Source organism: Variovorax sp. GW460-12-1-14-LB1 (assembly GCF_059423605.1).
On sequence record NZ_JBWKYF010000026.1, the window covers coordinates 42,776 to 64,504 of the forward strand.

Consider the following 21,729-nt stretch of genomic DNA (forward strand, 5'->3'; position numbering starts at 1 on the left):
ACCCCATGAGCAACACCGACTTCGCGCTCGCCGTGGAAGACCTCAGCGTCTCCTTCGACGGCTTCAAGGCCATCGACGACCTGACGCTGTACATCGACAAGAACGAGCTGCGCGTGATCATCGGCCCCAACGGCGCCGGCAAGACCACGCTGCTCGATCTGATCTGCGGCAAGACGCGCGCCAGCGCCGGCAGCATCAAGTTCAAGAACACCGAACTCACGAAGATGGCAGAGCACAAGCGCGTGCGGCTGGGCATCGGCCGCAAGTTCCAGACGCCGTCGATCTACGAGAACCTCAGCGTGTTCCAGAACCTGGAGGTGTCGTTTCCGAAGGGCCGCTCGGTGTTCGGTGCGCTGGCCTTCCAGTGCGACGACGAGGTCAAGGGCAAGGTGCAGGCGATTGCCACGGAGATCGGCCTGGCCGACAAGCTTGGCACCGAAGCGGGCCTCCTGAGCCACGGCCAGAAGCAGTGGCTGGAGATCGGCATGCTGCTGATGCAGGAGCCCGAGCTCCTGATGCTCGACGAGCCCATCGCCGGCATGAGCGCGCGCGAACGCGAGCTCACGGCCGACCTGCTTCAGCGCATCTGCCGCAACCGCGCCGTGATCGTCATCGAGCACGACATGGCCTTCGTGAAGCAGATCGCGCACAAGGTCACCGTGATGCACCAGGGAAAGATCCTCGCCGAAGGGCCGATGGAGAAGGTGCAAGCCGACCCGAAGGTCATCGACGTTTATCTGGGCCACTGAACCATGAGCACCATCATGCTGAAGGTCGACGACCTGCACACCGCCTACGGCCAGAGCGAGGCGCTGCACGGCATCTCGTTCGTGGGCCATGCCAACGAAACCATCGCCATCATGGGCCGCAACGGCATGGGCAAGACCACGCTGTTCAAGAGCCTCATGGGCGTGCTGCCGATCAAGAGCGGGCGCATCGAAGTGGCGGGGCAGGACGTGTCGCGCGATGAGAGCTTCAGGCGCGTGGCCAAGGGCATTGCGTACGTGCCGCAGGGCCGGATGATCTTCCCGACGCTGACGGTGGAAGAGAACATCCAGACCGGCCTGGAGAACTCGAAGACCCGCCGCATCCCCGAGGAGATCTACGCGCTGTTCCCCGTGCTGTGGGACATGAAGAGCCGCAAGGGCGGCAACCTCTCCGGCGGCCAGCAACAGCAGCTCGCCATTGCGCGCGCGCTCGTCACCGACCCCAAGGTGTTGCTGCTCGACGAGCCCACCGAGGGCATCCAGCCTTCGATCATCAAGGACATCGCCAAGGCGCTCAACGAGATCCGCAAGCTGCGCGGCATCACCATCGTCGTGTCCGAGCAGGTGCTGAGTTTCGCGATGGACGTGGCCGACCGGCTCTTCGTCATCGAGGGCGGCCGGCTCGTGCACGAGACCGCGCGCGACAAGACCGATGTGGAACACATCAAAGCCTATCTCTCTGTCTAACCACAACCCCAGGAGCCACTGCACATGACGGACACGCTGATCAAGGTCGACCTGACCAAGCCGCCCACCGAGAACGAGAACATCCACAACCGCTGGCACCCGGACATTCCGATGGCCTGCTGGGTCAACCCGGGCGACGACTTCATCCTGGAGACCTTCGACTGGACCGGCGGTTTCATCAAGAACAACGACAGCGCCGACGACGTGCGCGACATCGACCTGAGCACGGTGCACTACCTCTCGGGCCCGGTGGGCGTGAAGGGGGCCGAACCCGGCGACCTGCTGGTGGTCGACCTGCTGGACATCGGGGCCAAGCAGGACAGCCTGTGGGGCTTCAACGGTTTCTTCTCGAAGAAGAACGGCGGCGGTTTCCTCACCGACCACTTTCCCGAAGCGCAGAAATCGATCTGGGATTTCAAGGGCATGTTCACGAGTTCGCGCCACATCCCGGGCGTGAACTTCGCGGGGCTGATCCACCCCGGCCTGATCGGCTGCCTGCCCGACAAGCCCATGCTCGACATGTGGAACGAACGCGAAGGCAAGCTCATCGCCACCGACCCGGACCGCGTGCCCGGCCTTGCGAATCCGCCGTTCGCCGGCACCGCCCACATGGGCAAGATGACCGGCGAGGCGAGGGCGAAGGCCGCCGCCGAGGGCGCGCGCACCGTGCCGCCGCGCGAGCATGGCGGCAACTGCGACATCAAGGATTTGTCGCGCGGCTCGAAGGTGTTCTTCCCCGTGTACGTCGACGGCGCGGGCCTGAGCGTGGGCGACCTGCACTTCAGCCAGGGCGACGGCGAGATCACCTTCTGCGGCGCCATCGAGATGGCCGGCTGGGTGCACATGAAGGTCACGCTCATCAAGGGCGGCATGGCGAAGTACGGCATCAAGAACCCGATCTTCAAGCCCAGCCCCATCACGCCGCAGTACAACGACTACCTGATCTTCGAAGGCATCTCGGTCGACGAGAGCGGCAAGCAGCACTACCTCGACGTGAACGTGGCCTACCGCCAGGCCTGCCTCAATGCCATCGAGTACCTGAAAAAGTTCGGCTACTCGGGCGCGCAGGCCTATTCGATTCTGGGCACGGCACCGGTGCAGGGCCATATCAGCGGCGTGGTCGACGTGCCCAACTCGTGCGCCACGCTGTGGCTGCCCACGGGCATCTTCGACTTCGACATCAACCCGAACGCCTCGGGGCCTGTGAAGTTCATCGACGGCAGCGTGGACATGCCGCTGTCGCACGACCTGCGCTGAAGCCATGCCGACCTACGACTACGCCTGCGGGCAGTGCGGCGGCTTCGAATCGCTGCGGCCTTCGGGCCAGCGCGACGAGCCCGCTGCCTGCCCCGACTGCGGCAGCGCCTCGCCGCGCGTGTTCACGGCCGCGCCGCGCCTGGCACTGATGGCCGCCGACACGCGCCACGCGATGGCCACCAACGAACGCGCGCGCCACGAGCCCGCGAGCTCGCGCGACTATGCGCGGCTGAGGCATCCCTCGGGCTGCGGTTGCTGCTCGGGATCGTCGCGGCGCAGTGCCACGCAGACCGCGCCGAACGGGGCGAAATCGGCCCCGTCGCGGCGGCCCTGGATGATCTCGCACTGAGGGTCCGGCGTGCATTTCTTGCATGCGTACAGCGAATGCAAGGAATGCCGGCAGCGAGAACTTTCTCGTGCGTTCCCTCTGGAGGAGAGGGTTCCGGCCGCCGCATCGCATGCGCGGGCGGCGCGCGATTGTTTCAATCCCGTGAACGCCGCGATTCCTTTTGCTGCCGTTTTTTGGGGCGCTTCAGGCTCAAACTTCATCCCATCGACACACCACCTGAAGGAGATTGAAATGAATGCCTCGAAGACCCTCGCCGCCGTTGCGCTCTCGCTCCTGGCTGTTGCCGGTGCCCACGCCGAAACCTATGACGGCGTGCACACCGTGAACTCGACCCTCTCGCGTTCGGAAGTCGCGTCGCAAGCCGTGGCCGCCGCCCGTGCCGGCAACGAGTACAGCGACGGCGCCACCGCCGGCGCACAGACCTTCACCTCGACCGCCGACCGCTCGACGATCCGCGCTGAAGCCGTCGCCAAGGCCCACGACCCGCTCGCCAGCCTCGACCGCCGCGCGTTCTACCGCGACGAAGTGCCGGCTGCTTACAAGAAGCCCAGCGTGTCGTTCACGCGCCAGGCTGGCCTGTAATTGGTTGACTGCAGCTCCTTCGGGGGCTGACAAAGAAGAACGGGCCCTCGGGCCCGTTTTTTCATGCCCGCATCTTTGCCACGAGGTCCGCGACGTGCTCGCCCAGCGCGAGCGATGCCGTCAGCCCCGGCGATTCGATGCCGAACAGGTTGACCAGCCCCGCGATGCCGTGTGCCTGCGGCGTCTGGATCACGAAATCCGTCGCCGTGTTGTGCATCGACGAACCCGGGCCCGCCAATCGCGGGCGGATGCCGGTATAGCCCGGCTGCAACTCACCGTCCTCCAAGGCGGGGTAATAGCGGCGCACCGACTGGTAGAAGGCCGCTTCGCGCGAGGCGTCGAAGCTGTAGTCGATGCCGTCGCGCCAGCTCAGGTCCGGCCCGAACTTGCATTGCCCACCAAGGTCGAGCGTCACGTGGGCGCGCAAGGCGCCTTCACGCCCGGTCGGGTACACGAGATGGCGGAAGGGCGATTTGCGCGCCAGCGAGAAGTAGTGGCCGATCGCGTAGTACAGCGGTGGCATCAGGCCGGCCGGCATGCCGTCGATCCGCGATGCCACCTGCTGCGCACCCAACCCCGCCGCGTTCACCACCGTGTTGCACAGCACGCTCGTTGCTTCCGCGCCGCCCACCTCGACCACCAGGCCGTCTGGCGTGGGCCGCGCGGCCAGCACACGGCTCTGCAAAGCAAGCGAGGCACCCGCACGTTCCGCGTCGCCCAGGTACGACAGCATCAGCGCGTGGCTGTCGACGATGCCCGTCGAGGGCGAGTGCAGGGCGCCGACGCAGGCCACCTCGGGCTCCATGTCGCGTGCCTCGGCGGCGTCAAGGATGCGCAGGTCGGTCACGCCGTGGGCCGCGCCGAGCGCGACGTATTTGTCGAGCTCGGGCAGCTCCGAGTCCTGCACCGCCACGATCAGCTTGCCGATGCGCTGGTGGCCGATGCCGCGTTCGGCGCAGTAGGCGTACACCGCGGCCTTGCCCGCCACGCACAGCCGGCCCTTGAGCGAGCCGGGCGCATACGAGATGCCCGCATGGATCACCTCCGAATTGCGCGCGCTGGTATGCGTGCCGATGGCGTGCTCGGCCTCGAGGATCACCACCTCGCGCCCGGCCATGGCGAGCGATCGCGCGATGGACAGACCCACCACGCCGGCGCCGATCACGACGCAGTCGATCCGGTCCATACGGCTCAGTCCAGCTTGATGCCGGCTTCGCGGATCAGCGCGCCCCACTTGGCGTGCTCGGCGCGGATGTAGGCGTCGAACTGCTGCGGCGTGCCGCTGGCGGGCACGCTGCCTTCCTGCGCGAGCTTGTCCTGCACGTCCTTGCGTGCCACCGTCTTTACGACCGCAGCGTTGATGCGGTTGACCACGTCGGCGGGCAGCCCTGCCGGTCCGACGAGGCCGACCCAGGTCGTGGCCTCGAAGCCCGCGAAACCCTGTTCGGCCACGGTGGGCACGTTCGGCAGTGCGGGCAGGCGCTTGGCCGAGGTGACGGCCAGCGCGCGGGCGCGGCCGTTCGACAGCTGCGACATCACCGAAACGCTGCTGCCGAAGTACAGCGCGATCTGCCCGCTGATCAGGTCGTTCATGGCCGGGCCTGCGCCCTTGTAGGGCACCTGCATGACCTTGATGCCCGCGCGGCGCGCCAGCATTTCGCCGGCCAGGTGCCCCACGGTGCCGTTGCCGGCCTGCGCGATGCTGAACTCGCCCGGCTTCGCCTTCGCGGCTTTGATGAAGTCGGCCAGCGTGCGCAGCGGCGAGTCCGCGCGCACGGCGAGCACGACGGGTTGCGAGGCCACTTCGGCGATGGGCGAAAAGTCTTTCAGCGCCTCGAAGGGCATCTTCGAATAGAGCCAGGGGTTGATCGTGAGGTTCGACGTTTGCCCCATGCCGATCGTGTAGCCGTCGGGCGTGGCCTTGGCCACGGCGTCAAGGCCGATGTTGCCGGCCGCGCCGGGCTTGTTGTCGACGACGACGGTCCAGCGCTCGAGCGAGGTGAGGCGCTCGGCAATCAGGCGCGAGGTCGCGTCGGTGCCGCCGCCGGGCGTGAAGGGCACCACCAGCTTCACGGGGCGTTGCGGCCAATCGCCTTGCGCGTAGGCCATGCCCGCCGCTTGGGCGATGGATGCGAAGGCGGTGGTCTGCAGAAAGTCTCTTCGGTTCATGTCTTGTCTCCTGGGGGTTCTTGTGATCTCGTGGCTGCCGTTCAGACCGGCAGGCCCTTGGCGCGCAGCACGGCGTCGAAGCGCTCGGGGTCGGCGGTGCCGGTGCGGTTGGTCTCGCGGATCTTTGCTTCGCGCGCCAGGTGGGCCCGCGTCTTCTCGAGCACGTCGGCCGCTTCGGCGGCCGGCACCGCGATGACGCCGTCGGCGTCGCCCACCACGAGGTCGCCCGGCATCACGACCAGGCCCGCGCACGAGACGGGCACGTTCACCTCACCGGGGCCGTCCTTGCTCGGCCCGCGGTGCGTGTGGCCTCGCGCGAAGATCGGCATGCCGTCTTCGGCCCATTCGCACAGGTCGCGCACCGCGCCGTCGATGACGAGGCCCGCCAGCTGGCGCGCGATGCAGGTGGTGCGCATCAGGCCGCCGACCAGCGCCTGCGTGACGTCGCCGCCGCCGTCGATCACGAGCACGTCGCCCGGCGCGACCATCATCAGCGCCTTGTGGATCATCAGGTTGTCGCCGGGCCGCACGCGCACGGTGACGGCAGGGCCGCACAGCACGGTGTCGAGCCGCGCGTGGTACTGGCGCAGCCCGACAGTGCCGACATTGCGGCTCATTGAATCACCGATGGCGGCCACGGGCAGCGTGCGAAAGGCGTCGACGAGGGCGGCGTCAGGGCTGGGCGCGCGCGGGTTGATGCGGTAGCCGGGCGGCCAGGAGAGCGGGGCGGTCATGCGGTGATTCCGTGCAGAAGGGGGGAAGACAGGACCTGCGGGTTCACGCAAGCCGAAGGATCGACCGGACAGCCTTGCAGCCAGCCCAGCACGTTGCGTGCGGCGCCGCTGGCCATGCCCGCGAGCGCCGCGGGCGTGGAGCCGCCGACATGCGGCGTGAGCACCACGTTGGGCAGGGCGGCCAGCGGGCTGCCGGCGGGCAGGGGTTCGTCGGCCATGGTGTCGAGGCCGGCCGCGTACAGCTGGCCGCATTGCAGCGCCGCGATGAGCGCGGGCTCGTCGATCACCTCGCCGCGCGCCGTGTTGACGACGATCGCGCCGCGCGGCAGCGCCGCAAGCTGCGCGGCGCCGAGCATCTGGCGCGTGTGGCGGTTGAGCGGCACGTGCAGGCTGAGCACATCGCTCAGCGGCAGCAGCGCATCGAACGAAGGCAGCAGGCGCACGCCGGCCACTGGGCTCGGGCCTTCGCCGAGGGCCGGGTCGAACGCGGCCACCTGCATGCCGAGCGCGAGACCCACTCGGGCCACGCGCTGGCCGATCTGGCCGAAGCCAACGAGGCCCAGCGTCTTGCCGTGCAGTTCCACGCCATCTTGTGCGCGCGACCAGCGGCCATCGTGCAGCTCGCGGTCCATCCAGCCGATGCGGCGTGCGGCGGCGAGCATCAGGCCGAGCGTCATCTCTGCGACCGACTGCGCGTTGGCACCGGGCGTGACGTAGACCGGAATGCCGCGCGCGGTGGCCGCCTCGACGTCGATGTTGCTCACGCCCACGCCATGCTTTGAAATCACTTTCAGCGTCGGACACGCGGCGATGGCGCGGGCCGACAGTTGCACGGTGCGCGAGATGACGGCGTCGATGGGTTCGCTCGCCATCACGCGCTCGACTTCTTCAACGCTGTCTGCATTCGCAAGGTAGATGACGCGGGCGCCGGCTTCGGCGAGAAGGTCGGCGCCGGCCTTGGCAAGCCGTGGCGCAGTGACCAGGACAGTGGGGTTCATGGAGAGAGAGAGGGTCGTTCGAGGGTCGGTATGAGCTGGATTGTGGAAATCACCATTCATTCCGTCCAATCGATAATGTTCATTCAACGATTCCTCGGAGCTATGAATGGACATCCAGTTGCGCGACCTGAAATATTTCGAGGTGGTCGCCGACACCGGCCACCTGGGCCAGGCCGCCGACAAGCTCGGGCGCACGCAGCCCGCGCTGACCAAGGCGGTGCAGCGGCTCGAGGAGGCCTTCGGCAGCGCGCTGTTCGAGCGCAAGGGCCGGGGCATCCAGCTCACGGCGGTGGGCGAGGTGCTGCTGGCGCGTGCCCGGCTGCTGCGCGGCGCCACCGAGGAGGCGCTGCGCGAAGTGAGCGATTTCGCCAAGGGCAACGCGGGCCATGTGCGCATCGGCAGCGGGCCCATTGCGGCCGACCATGTGCTGCCCGAGGTGTGCAACCTGCTGCTGGCCGAGGCCGGCGACACGCGCATCGACATCACCGTCGCGCCCAGCATGGCGCTGCGCGAGCGGCTGCGCGAAGGCGCCATCGACCTCTTGATCGGCCTCATGCCCGAGCACGATCCGGCCTTCGTCACGCATTCCATCGTCGAGGATGTGGTGGTGGTCGCCGCCAGCCCGCAGCACCCCGTGTTCGACCTGCCGAAGATCACGATGAAGTCGCTGCTGCAATGGCGCTGGGTGCTGCCCGCCGACCCCATTCCCAGCCGCCAGTGGCTCGACGCGGCGTTTCAGTCGCGCGGGCTGCCGCTGCCTGCGGTGCAGGTCAACGCGAACTCGATCCCGCTGCTGCCGCGCCTGATCTCGCGCACCGACCTGTTGAGCTTCCTGTCGCGCCACACGCTCGGTGCGCCCGGGCGCGAAGGCACGCTGCGCGAAGTGCCGCTCAAGGAGACCACGCTGCGCCGCCACCTGGGCGTCACGTACCGCAAGGAGGGCTACCTGTCGCCGGCGGCGCGGCGCCTCGTGACCTTGCTGCGTAGCGAAGGGGCGCAGCTTTTTTCGTCGGCGCTGTCGCAGCGTGTGCTGTGACCGGTGCGGTGCGACGACTGAGGGGCTGAAGGAGTCGGCTCGCGCGTCAGCTCACTCGCGCGTCAGCACGAAGCGCTTCTGAATCCCGCCCGCAGCAGAAGGCGCCACCCACAGATCGAACTCACCCGGTTCAACAACAGGCTTCATGTCCCGCCCCAGAAATTGCAGGTCGTCATTGCCGACAGCGAACTCGACCACCTCCGAAGCCCCTGGCGCAATCCGCACCTTGCGGAAGTTCTTCAACTCACGCACCGGCCGCGTCACGCTCGCGGCGCGCTGCGCCAGGTACAGCTGCACCACTTCTTCCGCTTCGCGCGTCCCCGTGTTCGTGACGGTGGCGCGCACACGCAGCGTCTGGCCGATGGCGAGGCGGTCGCTGCTCAGCTCGACCTGGTCGTAGCGCACCGGCGCATAGCCGATGCCGAAACCGAAGGGGTACAGCGCCTCGTTCGTGGCGTCCAGGTAGCGGGTCTTGAAGGCCGTGCCCGGCGCGCCCTCGGGCGAGGGGCGGCCGGTGCGCTTGTGGGCGTAGTAGTAGGGCACCTGGCCGGCAGTCTGCGGAAAGCTCACGGGCAGGCGGCCCGAGGGGTTGGCGTCGCCGAACACCACGTCGGCGATCGCGTGGCCGGTCTGCACGCCGAGGAACCAGGTCACGAGAATGGCGCGCGCGCTGCGCACCGCACCCCGGAGCGCCATCGCGCGGCCATTGCTCAGCAGAACGACCACCGGTTTGCCCGTGGCGGCCACGGCTTCGGCCAGGTCCTGCTGGGCCTGCGGCAGGCCGATGTCGCTGCGCGAGCGCGACTCGCCCGACATCTTCTGGCTCTCGCCGATGGCCAGCACCACCACGTCGGCGTCGCGCGCGGCGGCCACGGCGGTTTCGACGCCGCCGGGCAGCGGCGACTCGACGTTCGCGCCGCGCGTGACGGTCAATCGCGAGGCCTCGGTGCCCAGCGCAGCATGCAGGCCCTCGTCGATGCCCACGGGCGCGGACTGGCCAGGGAACAGGCTCCAGGAGCCCATCAGATCCTTCGTGCCCTCGGCGAAGGGGCCGATCAGCGCGATCTTCTGCGGGCCGGTTTTCGCGAGCGGCAGCAGCTGACCTTCGTTCTTCAGCATCACGATGGAACGGCGCGCGCTCTCGCGGGCCAGTGCGATGAACTCGGGGTTCTCCACGCGCTGTGCGGCCGGCGGGCCGTCGAGGCCGCGCATCGGGTCGTCGAAGAGGCCGAGCTTGAGCTTGACCCGCAGCACGCGCCGCACGGCCTCGTCGAGCCGCGCCATCGGCACCTCGCCCGAGGCCACGAGGTCGGGCAGGTGGCGGATGTACAGGCCGCTTTGCATGCTCACGTCGGTGCCGGCCATGAAGGCCAGCTTGGCGGCCTCGCGGCCGTTGGCGGCGTGGCCGTGTTCGATGAGCTCCTCGTCGGCCGTGTAGTCCGACACCACGAAGCCCTTGAACTTCCACTCGTCGCGCAGCACGCCGGTGAGCAGCGCGGGGTTGGCGGTCGAGGGAACGCCGCCGATCTCGTTGAAGGCGCTCATGACCGAGAGCGCGCCCGCATCGAGCGCTGCGCGAAACGGCGGCAGGTAGACCTCGCGCAGCGTGCGCTCGGAAATCTCGCTCGTGTTGTAGTCGAGCCCGCCCTCGGCCGCGCCGTAGGCCGCGAAGTGCTTGGGCGTGGCCAGCATCGAGTCGGCGTTCGCGAGGTTGCTGCCCTGGAAGCCGCGCACGCGCGCCGCCGCGAACTGGCGCGCCAGGTAGGGGTCTTCGCCCACGCCTTCGAGGCCGCGGCCCCAGCGCGCGTCGCGCGCGATGTCGACCATCGGCGCGAAGGTCCAGCGAAAGCCGTCGGCCGTGGCCTCGACCGCCGCCGCGCGCGCCGTGCGCTCGGCCAGCGCGGGCTCCCAGCTCGAGGCCTCGGCCAGCGGCATCGGGAAGATGGTGCGAAAGCCGTGGATCACGTCGGCGCCGAAGATCAGCGGAATGCCCAGCCGCGACTCGCGCACCGCCACCTGCTGCAGCCGCCGCTTGCCCTCGAGGCCGGCGTTGTTGAACAGGCCCGTGAGCCGGCCGTTGCGCACGTCCTCCGTCTCCTGCTGCCCGTTGCGCCAGCCGGCCTGCGGGTTGTTCGGGATGTTGATGTCGGCCGGACCGTAGAGGCTGAGCTGGCCGGCCTTTTCCTGCAGCGTCATGCGCGCGATCAGCGATTCGATGCGGGCTTCGGCGGCGTCGGAGGGCTGGAGGTTTTTCGGAACGGACGCCGCGATGGCGGGGAGGGAAAGGGCGGACAGGACGAGGGCGAGAACGGCGGCTTTTCGAACATGCATGGCCGCCTATTCTGCAGACAACGCCCGCCACCCCCGGCCAGCGGGTTTCCGCCCTGGGCGTAGGGCCTTGTCCGACCCTGGCCCCTTCAGGCCCTGCCGGTCAGTCCGCGCCCAGCCGCAACCGGCTGGGCAGGCGCTTTTCGATGGCGAACTTCAGGAGCGCCGCGCAGCGGAAGATGCCGTGCGCGAACTTGCCGTAGGGCAGCGTGAGAAAGAGCGCCATCACCACGCCCAGGTGCACCGCGAGCAGCAGCGCCATGAAGCGGGTGTCGCGCCAGGCCAGCAGCGCGAGGCCCGTGAGGCTCGTGAGCAGCAGCAGCGCGATGAAGCCACGGTCCATTGGCCGCTGCGCCGCGTCGCCGTGCGCGGCATGGCGCCGCAGGTTGAGCCACAACAGGCCGACAGGGCCGATCACGAGGCCAATGCCGCCCGCGGTGCCCAGCAGCACCGGCAGGCTCGTGAGCGCATAGGGCGCATGCAGGTCGAACAGGTAGTGGTAGAGCGTCGCCACACAGGTGGAGGCGAAGCACAGCATGAAGCCGTAGAAGGTGAAGTGATGGAAGCGCCGGCGCCAGAGCGTGAAGCGGTCGTCGGCGTTGTTGCAGCCTTCGCCATGGCCGCCATCGAGGTACTTCAGGCGCAGCGCGTCGTGGGCGGCTTCGGCGCTGGCTGCGCGGCGCACGCCCGGCAGGTCGGGCGCGTTGCCCGGGTCGTTCGCGGGCGAGACCTCGCGCCAGAAGCGGCGCGTGCCCATGGCCAGCGCGAACATCACGAACAGGAACACCGCGCCGAACACCAGCGCGAGGAAGTTGTGCGGAAAGATCGCGTAGAAGTTGCCCGCGAGCGGCGCGTGCACGAGCGAACCAGCCATCGCCACGGCCAGCACGAGGAACAGCGCGAGCCCGCCCGCCAGTGCCAGCGCAACGGTGAGCCCGGCCCGCTTGTAGAGCTCGCCCATCGCGGGCGGCCAGGCGTAGTCGTGGTAGGTCTGCAGGCGCACCTGCGCCATCGCCTGCGGCACGTTCACCGCGAATTCGTGCGGCGGTGCGTACTGGCAGGCATGCAGGCAGGCGCCGCAGTTGTGGCACAGGTTGGCGAGGTAGTGCGTGTCGGCCTTGCCGAATTCGAGCCGGCGCGTCATGGCGGGGAACACGGCGCAAAAGCCCTCGCAGTAGCGGCAGGCGTTGCAGATCTGCAGGATGCGCGCGACCTCGCCCTCGGAAGCAGTGAGCGGCAGGGCGGGCTGGACCGGGATGACGCGCTGCGATGGCGACGGGGCGCTGCCGATGCCATCGGCATCCGCACGGGCGCGTGCGACGAGGTCAGTGAGCTGCTGCAAGGGCGGTCTCCGGGGATTTCTTCGAAATGTTCTTGGCGGCCTTCGCTGCCTGCGTGCCGGCGATGCGGCCGAAGGCCGTGCCGATGCTCATGCCCACGCCGGCCGTGTAGCCCTGGCCCAGCACGTTGCCGGCCATCATTTCGCCGGCCACGAAGAGGTTGGGGCTCGGGCGTCCACCGAAGCGCACGGCGGCGGTCTCGTCCACCTTGAGGCCCAGGTACGTGAAGGTGATGCCGGGGCGCAGTGGATACGCATGGAAGGGCGCCGTGTCGATCGGGCGCGCCCAGTGCGTCTTGGCGGGCGCGAGGCCTTCGGTGTGGCAGTCGTCCAGCGCCGTGTGGTCGAAGCGGCCGACGCGGCAGGCGGCGTTGTAGTCCTGCACGGTGCGTACGAAGGTGGCTTCGTCCAGGCCAATCTTCTGCGCCAGCTCGCCGAGCGTGTTCGCCTGCGTGCCGGGGAACACGGGCGGCATGAAGCGCCCGACCGCCTGCTGGTCGATGACCGACCACGCGATCTGCCCCGGCTGCTGCGCCACGAGCCGGCCCCAGATCGCATAGCGCTTGGGCCAGAAGTCTTCGCCCTCGTCGTAGAAGCGCTGCGCGTCGCGGTTGACCACCACGCCGAGCGATACGCAGTCGATGCGCGTGCAGATGCCGCCGTCGTACAGCGGTGCGCGCGCGTCGATGGCGACCATGTGGCCCTGCGACGGATCGCCGATGCTGTCGGCGCCCGCGTCGATCATGTGCCTGAGCAGCACGCCCTGGTTGAAGCGCGTGCCGCGGATGAGGAAGTTGTCGGCCGGCCACTCGCCGCGTTCGTTTTGCCCCCACGCTTCGCGCAGCCAGTCGCGGTTCGATTCGAAACCGCCCGAGGCCAGCACGCAGCTCTTCGCCGCGATGCGCTCGCCGGCCTCGGTGCGCACGGCGACGAAGCGCTCGCCGTCGAGTTCGACCGAGGCCACAGGCGTGTCGTAGCGGATCTGCACGCCGAGCGCTTCGGCGCTGCGGTAGTAGGCGTTGACGAGCGCCTTGCCGCCGCCCATGAAGAAGGCGTTGGTGCGCGCCACGTGCAGCGCACCCGACAGCGGCGGCTGGAAGCGCACGCCGTGGCGGCGCATCCAGTCGCGGCAGTTCGACGAGGCGCGGATCACGAGGCGCGCCAAGTGCTCGTCGGTGAGGCCGCTGGTCACCTTCAGCAGGTCTTGCCAGTACTCCTCTTCAGGGTAGGCCTCGACCAGCACGTCCTGCGGCGCGTCGTGCATGCAGCGCAGGTTGCGGGTGTGCTGCGAATTGCCGCCGCGCCATTCTTTGGGCGAGGCCTCCAGCAGCAACACCGAAGCGCCGGCCTCGCGCGCCATCAGCGCGGCGCACAGCGCGGCATTGCCGCCACCGACAACCAGTACGTCTATCACTCGTGGGTCTCCTTGGAATGCAGGAGACTTTAGGCAGCGCGGCCTTCACGCGAAAGACCGATCGAGGCAACAGGTGTTCAGCTTTCGAGAAGACTTGCACCGGCCCAGCGGCCTTCGCTGACCAGCGTGCGCGCCGTCTCGGCGACCACCACGCGCGCGGCCAGCGCGGCGGGCGAGAGTTCGTCGTCCGACAGGCTCACGAGCAGGTTGCGGCGCCCGACATGCGCGTCGGCAATCTGCGTGAGTTCGAGGTCGTCGCGGTCGTGCCGCGCCGTGGCGGCGCCGGGCTGGATGGTGGCGCCGTGGCCGGCGCGCACCGCGTCCATCAGCAGCGCCAGGCCGTCGACCTCGGCCACGATGCGCGGCGCCACGCGCGCCCGCGCAAAGGCGGCCATCAACGTGGCGCGCAGGCCGTGGCTGCCGCTGGGCAGGATCAGCGGCACCTCGGCCAGCTGCGACAGGCGCACCTTCTTGCCCGTGGGGCGCGGCGTGAGGGTGGGCGAGGCGATCACGAAGAGCTTTTCGGCCAGCAGCGGCGACACGCTCCAGCGCCTTGGCGTGTCGGTCTGGAACAGCACGGCCAGGTCGAGCTGGCGCGCGTGCAGCATGGTCGTGAGGTGGCCCGACAGCGCCTCGACCATGTGCAGCCGCACCTCGGGGTAGCGCGCCTGCATGGCCTGCATCAGCGGCACGCCGAGCACGGTGGCGGTGGTGGGTGCCAGGCCCACGCTCACATGGCCCGACAGGCGTGCCTGCTGCGCGGCACGCACGGCGTCGTCGGCGTGGCGCAGGGTGAGCTGCGCCTGATGCAGGAAGGCCAGGCCGGCGTCGGTGGGCATGACGCCGGTCGAATGGCGGCGCAGCAGGCGGGTCGAGAGTTCGCTTTCGAGCCGGCTGATCTGCTGGCTCAGCGCCGAGGTGACCACCCCCAGCTCCACCGCCGCGCGGCCCATGCTGCGCAGCTCGCAGACCTTGACGAAGTAGCGCAGTTGTCTCAGTTCCATGCGCGCATCATGGCGCAGGCACGGCGGCGGGCTGGCCGCGCCGAAGCAACAGCCATCCGAACAGTGGGGCGGTGATGTACATCACGACCGAGTAGATGGCGGCCGGCAGCGCGAGCGGAAAGCTCCCGAGCACGCTCACTGCGATGAAGATGGCGAGCGTGGAGTTGTGGATGCCGATCTCGTAGCTGATGGCGGTGGCCAGCGGTTTGTCGAGGCCGGCGGCGCGGCTCAGGTAGTAGCCGGCCAGCAGGCTCACGAGGTTGAACAGCAGCACCGGCACGCCGATCTCGGCGAAGGTGGTGGTGATGTTCTTCCACTCGTTGGCGATGGCCAGCACCGTGACCACCGCGAGCACCACGGCGCTGAAGATCTTGGTCGGCTTTTCCATGCGCGCCGCGAAGCCGGGCCTTCGCGACGCCACGACCATGCCGATGGCCACCGGCACCAGCACGATGGCGATCACCTCGACCAGCTTGCGCGTCTGCAGCGGCACCACCTGGCCGCTCTGCGCGAAGTGGCCGATGGCCCAGTTGGCGATGAGCGGCAGCGTGACGATCGACAGCAGCGTGTTCACGGCCGTGAGCGAGATGTTCATCGCCACGTTGCCGCCGAACAGGTGCGAGAACAGGTTGGCCGAGATGCCGCCCGGCGAGGCCGCCAGCAGCATCAGCCCGATGGCGAACACCGGCGACAGGCCGAAGCCCACGATGATCGCGTAGCAGGCCAGCGGCAGGCCGATGACCTGCAGCACGAGCGCGATGGTCACGGCCTTCGGATGCTTGAACAGGCGCCGGAAATCCTCGAGCGAGAGCGACAGCCCCAGCCCGAACATCACGAGCGCGAGCGCGCCGAACAGGAACCGGGTCACGATGAGCGTGGTGTCCATGCGGTGGTGTCTCCTCTTGGGTTCTTCTGCTTAAAAAAATGGCTGCCGGCACCCGTCGCGCGGGCGCTGGCAGCCGTGGAAACCGGGATCGACGTCTGTCTTATTGTTTGTAGCTGTCGTCGATGCGGTCGAGTTTGCGGATCAGCGAAGGCCAGACGAACATGCCGCCCAGGCCGCCGCTTTGCACCTTCATGGCCTGGCCCACGCCGTCGATGATCCTCGGGTCCACATGCGTGAGTTCACCGCCGCCGGCCTGCGCGGCGATCTGGATCTGGCAGGTGTTTTCGAAGGTGTACATCGAAAGGAAGGCGTCGGCAATGGTCTTGCCGCAGGTCAGCAGGCCGTGGTTGCGCAGCATGAGGAAGTTGGCGTGGCCCATGTCGGCCTGCAGGCGCGGCTTCTCGTCGTCGCGGAAGGCCACGCCTTCGTAGTCGTGGTAGGCCAGCGAGGCCAGCACGAAGGTCGACTGCTGGCTGATGGGCAGCACGCCGTTCTTCTGCGCGCTCACGGCGATGCCGGCGCGGGTGTGGGTGTGCAGCACGCACTGGATGTCTTCGCGCGCGGCATGCACGGCGCTGTGGATCACGAAGCCGGCCGGGTTCACGGGGTAGGGCGAGTCGATGATCTTGTTGCACTGCTGGTCGACCTTGACCAGGCTCGAGGCCGTGATCTCGTCGAACATCAGGCCGTAGGGGTTGATCAGGAAGTGGTGCTCGGGGCCGGGCACGCGCGCGCTGATGTGCGTGAAGACGAGGTCGCTCCAGCCGTACAGCGCCACCAGGCGGTAGCAGGCGGCGAGGTCGACGCGCAGCTGCCATTCTTCGGCGGAGACGAGCTTCTGGATTTCGGAGGCGGAGGTGGCGTTCATGGGGGTGTGTCCTTTGTCTTGATCAAGCGGCGGTCGGCTCTTGCAGCACTGTCTTGTAGACGCTCTGCTTGGGCTGCGCCATCAGGCGGCGCAGCATGGGCTCGAACTCGCTGATGGGCAGGGTCTCGGCCTTCGGGTCGAAGGCCGGGTTGTCGTAGAGCGCGCAGAACTCGGCGGTGCGCTCGTAGTGCGGGTGGTCCTTGAAGCTGTCGCGCATGTTGCGGTCCAGCCCGATGTGGTGGAAGAAGTAGTGGCCCTGGAAGATGCCGTGGTTCTGCACCATCCAGTGGTTGGCCTCGCTCACGAAGGGCTTGAGGATGGCGGCGGCGATGTCGGGATGGTTGAAGCTGCCCAGCGTGTCGCCGATGTCGTGCAGCAGCGCGCACACCACGTACTCTTCGTCGCGGCCGTCGCGCAGCGCGCGCGTGGCGGTCTGCAGCGAGTGCGTGTAGCGGTCGACCGGAAAGCCGCCGTAGTCGCCTTCGAGGATCTGCAGGTGCTTGATCACGCGCGCGGGCAGGCCGCCCGCGAACTGCATGAACTCGCCGCCGATCAGTTGCCAGTCTTCGCGCGTGCTGTCCTGCATGCGCTTGAAACTTGCCCGTGCGTTCATCGTGTGGGGTCTCCGTTCTGGGGGATGGCGGCCACTGTAGACCTGCGCTTGACCTTCAACTGTCAAGAATTTGACAATGCGAGGTTCTGGTAAACCCGCCTCAGGCGCCTTTTTTCCCTCTATGGCCACCTCGACCAAGCCGCGCCTGTCGGCCGCGCACCGCGCCGCGCTCGACGGCAACCCCTGGTTCACCAGCATGCCGCGCGCGCAGCGCGACGCGCTGCTGGGCGCGGCCGAGCTGCTGCATGTGCGGCGCGGCACCATGGTGTTCCGCCAGGGCGACCCGATCCATGCGGCGGGCGGCGGCTTCTACGGGCTGGTGGCGGGCACGATCAAGATCTCGTCGCTGCGCCAGGACGGGCGCGAGGCCATCCTGGCGGTGCTGGAGCCGGGCAACTGGTTCGGCGAGATCACGCTCATCGACGGCTCGCCGCGCACGCACGACGCCACCGCGCTCGAAGCGCTCGACCTGCTGGTGGTGCCGCCCGAGGCCTTCGTGCGGCAGATGCGCGACGTGGTGTTTTCCAACGCCATCGCCGCCATGCTGGCCGCGCGCGTGCGCATGCTCTACGGCCTGGCCGAAGACGCGACCTTGCGCAGCCTGCGCGCGCGCGTGGCGCACCGGCTGCTGGTGCTGGCGCGCGGCGACGCCACGCAGTCGGTGCACCTGCGGCACGAACTCATGCTGTCGCAGGAGGCGCTGGCCATGATGCTCGGCGTGACGCGCCAGACGCTGTCCAAGGAGCTCAACGCGCTGGCCACCGAGGGCGTGGTGTCGCTGGGCTACGGGCGCATCGAGCTGTTGTCGCTCGAGGCGCTGCAGGGGCTGGTGCGCACCGGCTGAGGGTCTTGTCACAGCGCGGGCAGGGCGCAGGCGTATAAGACTTTCCCGGCCCGTCATTCCGGCGGCCCGGTGTCTTATTTCTTCACTGGAAGGTGGCGAATCATGAGCAACAACAAACCGACGGTCGTCCTGGTCCATGGTTTCTGGGGTGGTGCGGCGCACTGGCACAACGTCATCGTGGAGCTGCTGCGCAAGGGCCACACGGCCATCCGCGCGGTCGAGCTGCCGCTGACCTCGCTGGCCGACGATGCCGAGCGCACGCGCAAGATGGTGGCGCAGGTGCAGGGGCCGGTCTTGCTGGTCGGCCACTCGTACGGCGGCGCGGTGATCACGCAGGCTGGCGACCTGCCCAATGTGGTGGGGCTGGTCTACATCGCCGCCTTCGCACCCGACGCGGGCGAAAGCCCCGGCGGCATCACGCAGGAGCATCCGCCGGTGGCCGTGCCCAACCTGGCGCCCGACAGCGATGGCTACCTGTGGGTGATACCCGAGAAATACCACGAGAGCTTCTGCCAGGACCTGAGCGCCGAAGAAGGCCTGGTGATGGGCCTGACGCAGAAGGCGCCGCTGGCCAGCACCTTCGGCGACACCATCACGGCGCCGGCCTGGAAGAAGAAGCCGTCGTGGTACCAGATCTCGAGCGAGGACCGCATGATCTCGCCGGTGAACCAGGAGCGCATGTCGGCGCGCCTGGGCGCGAAGAAGGTCATCACGCTGGCGGCCAGCCATGCCTCGCTGGCCTCGCAGCCGCAGGCCGTGGCGGCGCTCATCGACGAAGCCGCGAGCGCTGCCTGAGGCCGGCTACGCGCAGCGCCGGGTGCGCTGCGCACCCCTCGGGCGGGCCCGCCAGCCGAGGAACGCCACGGCGCAGGCCGCTGCGACCACGATCGCCACGGCCACGCCCATCACCGAGAAGAAGGCCTGGTCGAAGGCCGTGTGCGCGAGCGCCACGAGCTGCGAGGCGACCGGCGCGGGCAGCGTTTCGGCGGCCAGCAGCGCGGCGTCGATGCTGTCGCCGGCCGAGGCCGGCACGGCCAGGCCGTCGGGAATGACCAGCGCGGCGGTGTAGCTCGCCGAGAGCACGCTGCCCAGCAGCGCGATGCCCAGCACGCCGCCGAGTTCGTACGACACCTCCTCGATCGACGCCGCCATGCCGGCGTGTTCGACGGGCGCGTTGTTCATGACCGCGTTGGACGCCGCCGTGATGGTCGCGCCCACGCCCAGCCCCAGCAGCACCAGGATGGCCGGCTTGAGCAGGCCTGCGGCATCGACCGCCAGTGCCAGCGCGCACAGCGCCAGCGCCGTGGTCACGAGGCCGCCCAGGATGACGGGGCGCGAGCCGACGCGTGCCAGCAGCAGGCCCGCGAGCGGCCCCGCCACGAAGGCGGCCAGCGGCAGCGGCAGCAGGGTGAGGCCCGCCTGCAACGGCGTGAGGCCGACCACGAGCTGCAGCCGCTGGCTGAACACCAGCTCGACACCGATCAGCGCCACCGAGGCGACGATGGCCGCGATCACACCGCCCGAGAAGTACGCGTTGCGGAACAGGCGGAAGTCGATCAGCGGCGCGCTGCTGCGCCGCTGGCGCCGCACGAAGAGGGCCATGGCCACCGCGGCGAGCATGCCGGTGATGGCAGCCGCCGTGCCCGAGGGCGCGAACTTGGTGAGTTCCTTGATGGTCAGCACGAGGAAGACCAGCCCCGCCAGCACCTGCACCGAGCCGATGAAGTCCCACGGGCGCGTGCCGGTGTTCTTCTGCGTCGGCAGCAGCCACAGGGCCAGCACCAGCGCGAGCACCACCACGGGCACGTTGATGAGGAACACCGAACCCCACCAGAAGTATTCGAGCAGCACGCCGCCCACGACGGGCCCGAGCGCCGCGCCGCCCGAGGCCACCGAGGCCCACACGCCGATGGCCACGGCGCGCTCGCGCTCGTCGGTGAACACCAGCCGCAGGATCGCCAGCGTGGCCGGCATCATCATCGATGCGCCCACGCCCAAGAGGGCCCGCGCGGCGATGAGGACGGCCGGGTTCGGCGCGTAGGCCGCGCACAGCGAGGCCACTCCGAACACGGAAAGACCCGCGACGAACATGCGCCGGTAGCCCACGCGGTCGCCCAGCGCGCCCATGCCCAGCAGGAAGCCGGACACGACCACGGTGTAGGCGTTGAGGATCCAGAGCTTCTCGGTGGCCGACGCGGCCAGGTCGTGCGTGAGCGTGGGCAGCGCCGTGTAGAGCACGGTCATGTCGACCACGATCAGCAGCAGCGCCATCGAGACGATGCCGAGCGTGATCCATTTCTTGGCGGTGGGGTTCAAGCCGTTCATGGCGTGGCCCTCCGGTCGTGCGGCTGTGCGGTGGTGCCGTCCAGTTCCTTGAGCATCGTCACGGACACCGTCGTGCAGCCGCGGGCGTGGAAGAAGTCGTGCGCGCGGGCGTTGCCGATGCCGCTTTCGAGAAAGAGGCGCTGGATGCCGTGGCGCTGCAGTTCGGCGCAGACCCAGTCGAACAGCCGCCTGCCCAGGCCCATGCCCTGGAAGCGCGCATCGACGACGAGGTCGTCGAGCGTCGCGAAGCTGCGGGCGGCGCGGCCGGTGTCGTCGATGGACACCAGCGCGAAGCCGGCCAGTGCGCCATCGGTTCGCGCGACGGCCACGCGTGCGTGGGCGGTGGCCGGGTCCAGCGCCAGGGTCTCGCGCACTTGCGCCATGAAGACGGCGGGCAGGTCGCTGCGCCATTCGCCGAGGGCCACGGCGCGCTGCTCCTGCAACTCGGAGTGCGAGATGTAGGCAGGGGAAAGTTGCTGCAGGAACAGGGCGGTCAACGCCTGCGCCTGGGAAGGATCGCTGCACCAGCTCAGTTCGAACGCCGGTGTCGTCTTGTTGTTTGCATTCGTCATGACGCCATGTTGCGCCATTAAAATGAATGAATAAAGATGAAATCCATCTGATAAATAGATGAGTAGGTGGCCGAAATGGAATGGACCGTCGACCAATTGCGCCAGTTCGTGACGACCGCCGAGTGCGGTTCGTTTTCGGCCGCGGCGCGCCACCTGGGCAAGGCCCAGTCGGCCGTGAGCACTGCCATCGGGCTGCTCGAAGTCGACCTCGGCGTGGCGCTGTTCGACCGTTCGCGCCGCAACGCGCAGCTGTCGGACGCGGGCCGGGTGCTGCTGCTCGAAGCACGTGAGCTGCTGCGGCAGGCCGAGCAGCTCGACCAGCGCGCCCGCTCGCTGCACGAAGGCGACGAGGCCGCGCTGTCGCTCGCGCTGGACGAAGCCCTGCCGTACACCGCCATCGGCACGCTGATGCGCGAGCTGTCGGTGAAGTTTCCGAGCCTCGAACTCACGCTCTTGAATGGCACCGCGACCGAGGTGGCCGACTACGTCGAGCAGGAGCGCGCCAGCGTGGCCTTTCACTTCGACCGCGGCCCGGTGCGCGCGAGCTTCGACCAGCGCCACATCGGCAGCGTGCGCCAGGGCGTGTTCGTGGCCAGCGACCATCCGCTGGCCGACGGCCGCACCGTGCGGCGCCAGGACCTGGCGCGGCAACGCCAGCTGCTGATGCATGCGGACGACGTGCACGAGGTGGCCTACAGCCCGCGCGTGTGGCGCTCCGACAGCTTCTACAGCACGGCCGAGATGGTGGCCGACAACCTGGGCTGGGCCGTGCTGCCCATCAACATCGCGCGCTACGAGGGCTTCAGCAAGGCGCTGAAGGAGGTGCCGTGCCCGTCGCTGGCCTTGCCGCGGTTGTCGGTGCGCATGCTGTGGCTGCCGGGGCGCCCGCTCGGTGCGACGGCGCTGTATGTGCAGCAGCGCTTCACCGAGCTGCTGGGCGACGGCGCGGTGTGACGC

General features: G+C 68.7%; 22 protein-coding genes. 9 read left to right on the forward strand and 13 right to left on the reverse strand.

Features of this window, described 5'->3' with window-relative positions; translation table 11 throughout:
• Positions 1–5: 5 nt before the first annotated feature.
• From urtD to AC07Y4_RS15370, 5 genes are all read left to right on the forward strand, one after another.
• Entirely contained in the window at positions 6–749 is a 744-nt protein-coding gene (urtD, locus tag AC07Y4_RS15350; RefSeq protein WP_062478314.1) for an urea ABC transporter ATP-binding protein UrtD, read from the forward strand.
• A 15-nt stretch (positions 750–764) separates the two neighbouring features.
• Complete coding sequence (gene urtE, locus AC07Y4_RS15355; protein ID WP_062478384.1) at positions 765–1,454, forward strand: urea ABC transporter ATP-binding subunit UrtE; 690 nt, start codon at positions 765–767, stop codon at positions 1,452–1,454.
• Positions 1,455–1,478: 24 nt separating this feature from the next.
• Complete coding sequence (gene fmdA / locus AC07Y4_RS15360) at positions 1,479–2,711, forward strand: formamidase (RefSeq protein ID WP_487847153.1); 1,233 nt, start codon at positions 1,479–1,481, stop codon at positions 2,709–2,711.
• Positions 2,712–2,715: 4 nt separating this feature from the next.
• Entirely contained in the window at positions 2,716–3,060 is a 345-nt protein-coding gene (locus AC07Y4_RS15365; RefSeq protein ID WP_095947570.1) for a zinc ribbon domain-containing protein, read from the forward strand.
• Between the two features lie 231 nt (positions 3,061–3,291).
• Positions 3,292–3,642, forward strand: a complete 351-nt coding sequence (locus tag AC07Y4_RS15370; RefSeq protein ID WP_056582144.1) for a hypothetical protein — start codon at positions 3,292–3,294, stop codon at positions 3,640–3,642.
• 61 nt (positions 3,643–3,703) lie between these two features.
• Here the strand turns inward: AC07Y4_RS15370 and AC07Y4_RS15375 are convergent, their stop codons facing one another.
• From AC07Y4_RS15375 to AC07Y4_RS15390, 4 genes are read right to left on the reverse strand one after another with little or no spacing between them, the layout of a single operon-like run.
• On the reverse strand, positions 3,704–4,828 hold the full coding sequence (locus AC07Y4_RS15375; protein ID WP_487847152.1) for an NAD(P)/FAD-dependent oxidoreductase: 1,125 nt from the start codon (positions 4,826–4,828) through the stop codon (positions 3,704–3,706).
• A gap of 5 nt (positions 4,829–4,833) precedes the next feature.
• The gene (locus AC07Y4_RS15380) at positions 4,834–5,811 is read right to left on the reverse strand and encodes a Bug family tripartite tricarboxylate transporter substrate binding protein (RefSeq protein WP_159272123.1); all 978 of its coding nucleotides are present in this window, start codon (positions 5,809–5,811) and stop codon (positions 4,834–4,836) included.
• A gap of 41 nt (positions 5,812–5,852) precedes the next feature.
• On the reverse strand, positions 5,853–6,545 hold the full coding sequence (locus AC07Y4_RS15385; RefSeq protein ID WP_487847151.1) for an RraA family protein: 693 nt from the start codon (positions 6,543–6,545) through the stop codon (positions 5,853–5,855).
• Complete coding sequence (locus AC07Y4_RS15390; RefSeq protein ID WP_487847150.1) at positions 6,542–7,543, reverse strand: hydroxyacid dehydrogenase; 1,002 nt, start codon at positions 7,541–7,543, stop codon at positions 6,542–6,544. Before AC07Y4_RS15390 ends, AC07Y4_RS15385 begins: the two co-directional genes overlap by 4 nt.
• Positions 7,544–7,649: 106 nt before the next feature.
• Between AC07Y4_RS15390 and AC07Y4_RS15395 the strand changes: the two genes are divergently transcribed.
• Positions 7,650–8,579: a LysR family transcriptional regulator gene (locus tag AC07Y4_RS15395; RefSeq protein ID WP_487847149.1), complete on the forward strand. Its 930-nt coding sequence runs from the start codon at positions 7,650–7,652 to the stop codon at positions 8,577–8,579.
• Between the two features lie 51 nt (positions 8,580–8,630).
• Here AC07Y4_RS15395 and AC07Y4_RS15400 read toward each other — a convergent pair whose 3' ends face one another.
• The 7 genes from AC07Y4_RS15400 to AC07Y4_RS15430 form a co-directional block, all read right to left on the reverse strand.
• On the reverse strand, positions 8,631–10,910 hold the full coding sequence (locus AC07Y4_RS15400) for a glycoside hydrolase family 3 N-terminal domain-containing protein (protein ID WP_487847148.1): 2,280 nt from the start codon (positions 10,908–10,910) through the stop codon (positions 8,631–8,633).
• A gap of 100 nt (positions 10,911–11,010) precedes the next feature.
• Positions 11,011–12,249 (reverse strand): tricarballylate utilization 4Fe-4S protein TcuB, encoded by a 1,239-nt coding sequence (tcuB, locus tag AC07Y4_RS15405; RefSeq protein ID WP_487847147.1) that lies wholly within the window; start codon positions 12,247–12,249, stop codon positions 11,011–11,013.
• Positions 12,233–13,660, reverse strand: coding sequence for an FAD-dependent tricarballylate dehydrogenase TcuA (tcuA, locus tag AC07Y4_RS15410; RefSeq protein ID WP_487847146.1), 1,428 nt, complete (start codon positions 13,658–13,660; stop codon positions 12,233–12,235). The genes tcuB and tcuA overlap by 17 nt, the downstream gene beginning before the upstream one ends.
• Before the next feature lie 77 nt (positions 13,661–13,737).
• On the reverse strand, positions 13,738–14,664 hold the full coding sequence (locus tag AC07Y4_RS15415) for a LysR family transcriptional regulator (RefSeq protein ID WP_369632573.1): 927 nt from the start codon (positions 14,662–14,664) through the stop codon (positions 13,738–13,740).
• A gap of 7 nt (positions 14,665–14,671) precedes the next feature.
• Positions 14,672–15,550: a bile acid:sodium symporter family protein gene (locus tag AC07Y4_RS15420; RefSeq protein WP_487847145.1), complete on the reverse strand. Its 879-nt coding sequence runs from the start codon at positions 15,548–15,550 to the stop codon at positions 14,672–14,674.
• A 100-nt stretch (positions 15,551–15,650) separates the two neighbouring features.
• Positions 15,651–16,418 carry a class II aldolase/adducin family protein gene (locus AC07Y4_RS15425; RefSeq protein WP_070060369.1) on the reverse strand — a complete coding sequence of 256 codons (768 nt, stop codon included), beginning with the start codon at positions 16,416–16,418 and terminating at the stop codon, positions 15,651–15,653.
• 22 nt (positions 16,419–16,440) lie between these two features.
• Positions 16,441–17,031, reverse strand: coding sequence for an HD domain-containing protein (locus AC07Y4_RS15430; protein ID WP_487847144.1), 591 nt, complete (start codon positions 17,029–17,031; stop codon positions 16,441–16,443).
• A gap of 121 nt (positions 17,032–17,152) precedes the next feature.
• Here AC07Y4_RS15430 and AC07Y4_RS15435 point away from each other — a divergent pair, with 121 nt between their 5' ends.
• Complete coding sequence (locus AC07Y4_RS15435) at positions 17,153–17,875, forward strand: Crp/Fnr family transcriptional regulator (RefSeq protein WP_062478356.1); 723 nt, start codon at positions 17,153–17,155, stop codon at positions 17,873–17,875.
• 102 nt (positions 17,876–17,977) lie between these two features.
• The gene (locus AC07Y4_RS15440) at positions 17,978–18,670 is read left to right on the forward strand and encodes an alpha/beta hydrolase (RefSeq protein WP_062478359.1); all 693 of its coding nucleotides are present in this window, start codon (positions 17,978–17,980) and stop codon (positions 18,668–18,670) included.
• 6 nt (positions 18,671–18,676) lie between these two features.
• Here AC07Y4_RS15440 and AC07Y4_RS15445 read toward each other — a convergent pair whose 3' ends face one another.
• Both AC07Y4_RS15445 and AC07Y4_RS15450 read right to left on the reverse strand, forming a co-directional pair.
• Complete coding sequence (locus AC07Y4_RS15445; RefSeq protein WP_487847143.1) at positions 18,677–20,200, reverse strand: MFS transporter; 1,524 nt, start codon at positions 20,198–20,200, stop codon at positions 18,677–18,679.
• Positions 20,197–20,772 carry a GNAT family N-acetyltransferase gene (locus AC07Y4_RS15450; protein ID WP_487847142.1) on the reverse strand — a complete coding sequence of 192 codons (576 nt, stop codon included), beginning with the start codon at positions 20,770–20,772 and terminating at the stop codon, positions 20,197–20,199. Before AC07Y4_RS15450 ends, AC07Y4_RS15445 begins: the two co-directional genes overlap by 4 nt.
• Before the next feature lie 75 nt (positions 20,773–20,847).
• Between AC07Y4_RS15450 and AC07Y4_RS15455 the strand changes: the two genes are divergently transcribed.
• A complete protein-coding gene (locus tag AC07Y4_RS15455) occupies positions 20,848–21,726 on the forward strand; it encodes a LysR family transcriptional regulator (protein WP_487847141.1) in 879 nt (292 codons plus the stop codon).
• Positions 21,727–21,729 lie beyond the last annotated feature (3 nt).

What these genes read in the sequence shown, in the direction of transcription:
- AC07Y4_RS15420 (WP_487847145.1), bottom strand. Translation starts at nt 15,550, where the DNA reads ATGGACACCACGCTCATCGTGACCCGGTTCCTGTTCGGCGCGCTCGCG.
- urtD (WP_062478314.1), top strand. Translation starts at nt 6, where the DNA reads ATGAGCAACACCGACTTCGCGCTCGCCGTGGAAGACCTCAGCGTCTCC.
- AC07Y4_RS15385 (WP_487847151.1), bottom strand. Translation starts at nt 6,545, where the DNA reads ATGACCGCCCCGCTCTCCTGGCCGCCCGGCTACCGCATCAACCCGCGC.
- AC07Y4_RS15450 (WP_487847142.1), bottom strand. Translation starts at nt 20,772, where the DNA reads ATGACGAATGCAAACAACAAGACGACACCGGCGTTCGAACTGAGCTGG.
- AC07Y4_RS15440 (WP_062478359.1), top strand. Translation starts at nt 17,978, where the DNA reads ATGAGCAACAACAAACCGACGGTCGTCCTGGTCCATGGTTTCTGGGGT.
- AC07Y4_RS15380 (WP_159272123.1), bottom strand. Translation starts at nt 5,811, where the DNA reads ATGAACCGAAGAGACTTTCTGCAGACCACCGCCTTCGCATCCATCGCC.
- AC07Y4_RS15415 (WP_369632573.1), bottom strand. Translation starts at nt 14,664, where the DNA reads ATGGAACTGAGACAACTGCGCTACTTCGTCAAGGTCTGCGAGCTGCGC.
- AC07Y4_RS15445 (WP_487847143.1), bottom strand. Translation starts at nt 20,200, where the DNA reads ATGAACGGCTTGAACCCCACCGCCAAGAAATGGATCACGCTCGGCATC.
- urtE (WP_062478384.1), top strand. Translation starts at nt 765, where the DNA reads ATGCTGAAGGTCGACGACCTGCACACCGCCTACGGCCAGAGCGAGGCG.
- AC07Y4_RS15455 (WP_487847141.1), top strand. Translation starts at nt 20,848, where the DNA reads ATGGAATGGACCGTCGACCAATTGCGCCAGTTCGTGACGACCGCCGAG.
- AC07Y4_RS15370 (WP_056582144.1), top strand. Translation starts at nt 3,292, where the DNA reads ATGAATGCCTCGAAGACCCTCGCCGCCGTTGCGCTCTCGCTCCTGGCT.
- AC07Y4_RS15375 (WP_487847152.1), bottom strand. Translation starts at nt 4,828, where the DNA reads ATGGACCGGATCGACTGCGTCGTGATCGGCGCCGGCGTGGTGGGTCTG.
- AC07Y4_RS15425 (WP_070060369.1), bottom strand. Translation starts at nt 16,418, where the DNA reads ATGAACGCCACCTCCGCCTCCGAAATCCAGAAGCTCGTCTCCGCCGAA.
- AC07Y4_RS15390 (WP_487847150.1), bottom strand. Translation starts at nt 7,543, where the DNA reads ATGAACCCCACTGTCCTGGTCACTGCGCCACGGCTTGCCAAGGCCGGC.
- AC07Y4_RS15430 (WP_487847144.1), bottom strand. Translation starts at nt 17,031, where the DNA reads ATGAACGCACGGGCAAGTTTCAAGCGCATGCAGGACAGCACGCGCGAA.
- AC07Y4_RS15395 (WP_487847149.1), top strand. Translation starts at nt 7,650, where the DNA reads ATGGACATCCAGTTGCGCGACCTGAAATATTTCGAGGTGGTCGCCGAC.
- AC07Y4_RS15435 (WP_062478356.1), top strand. Translation starts at nt 17,153, where the DNA reads ATGGCCACCTCGACCAAGCCGCGCCTGTCGGCCGCGCACCGCGCCGCG.
- AC07Y4_RS15365 (WP_095947570.1), top strand. Translation starts at nt 2,716, where the DNA reads ATGCCGACCTACGACTACGCCTGCGGGCAGTGCGGCGGCTTCGAATCG.
- AC07Y4_RS15400 (WP_487847148.1), bottom strand. Translation starts at nt 10,910, where the DNA reads ATGCATGTTCGAAAAGCCGCCGTTCTCGCCCTCGTCCTGTCCGCCCTT.
- fmdA (WP_487847153.1), top strand. Translation starts at nt 1,479, where the DNA reads ATGACGGACACGCTGATCAAGGTCGACCTGACCAAGCCGCCCACCGAG.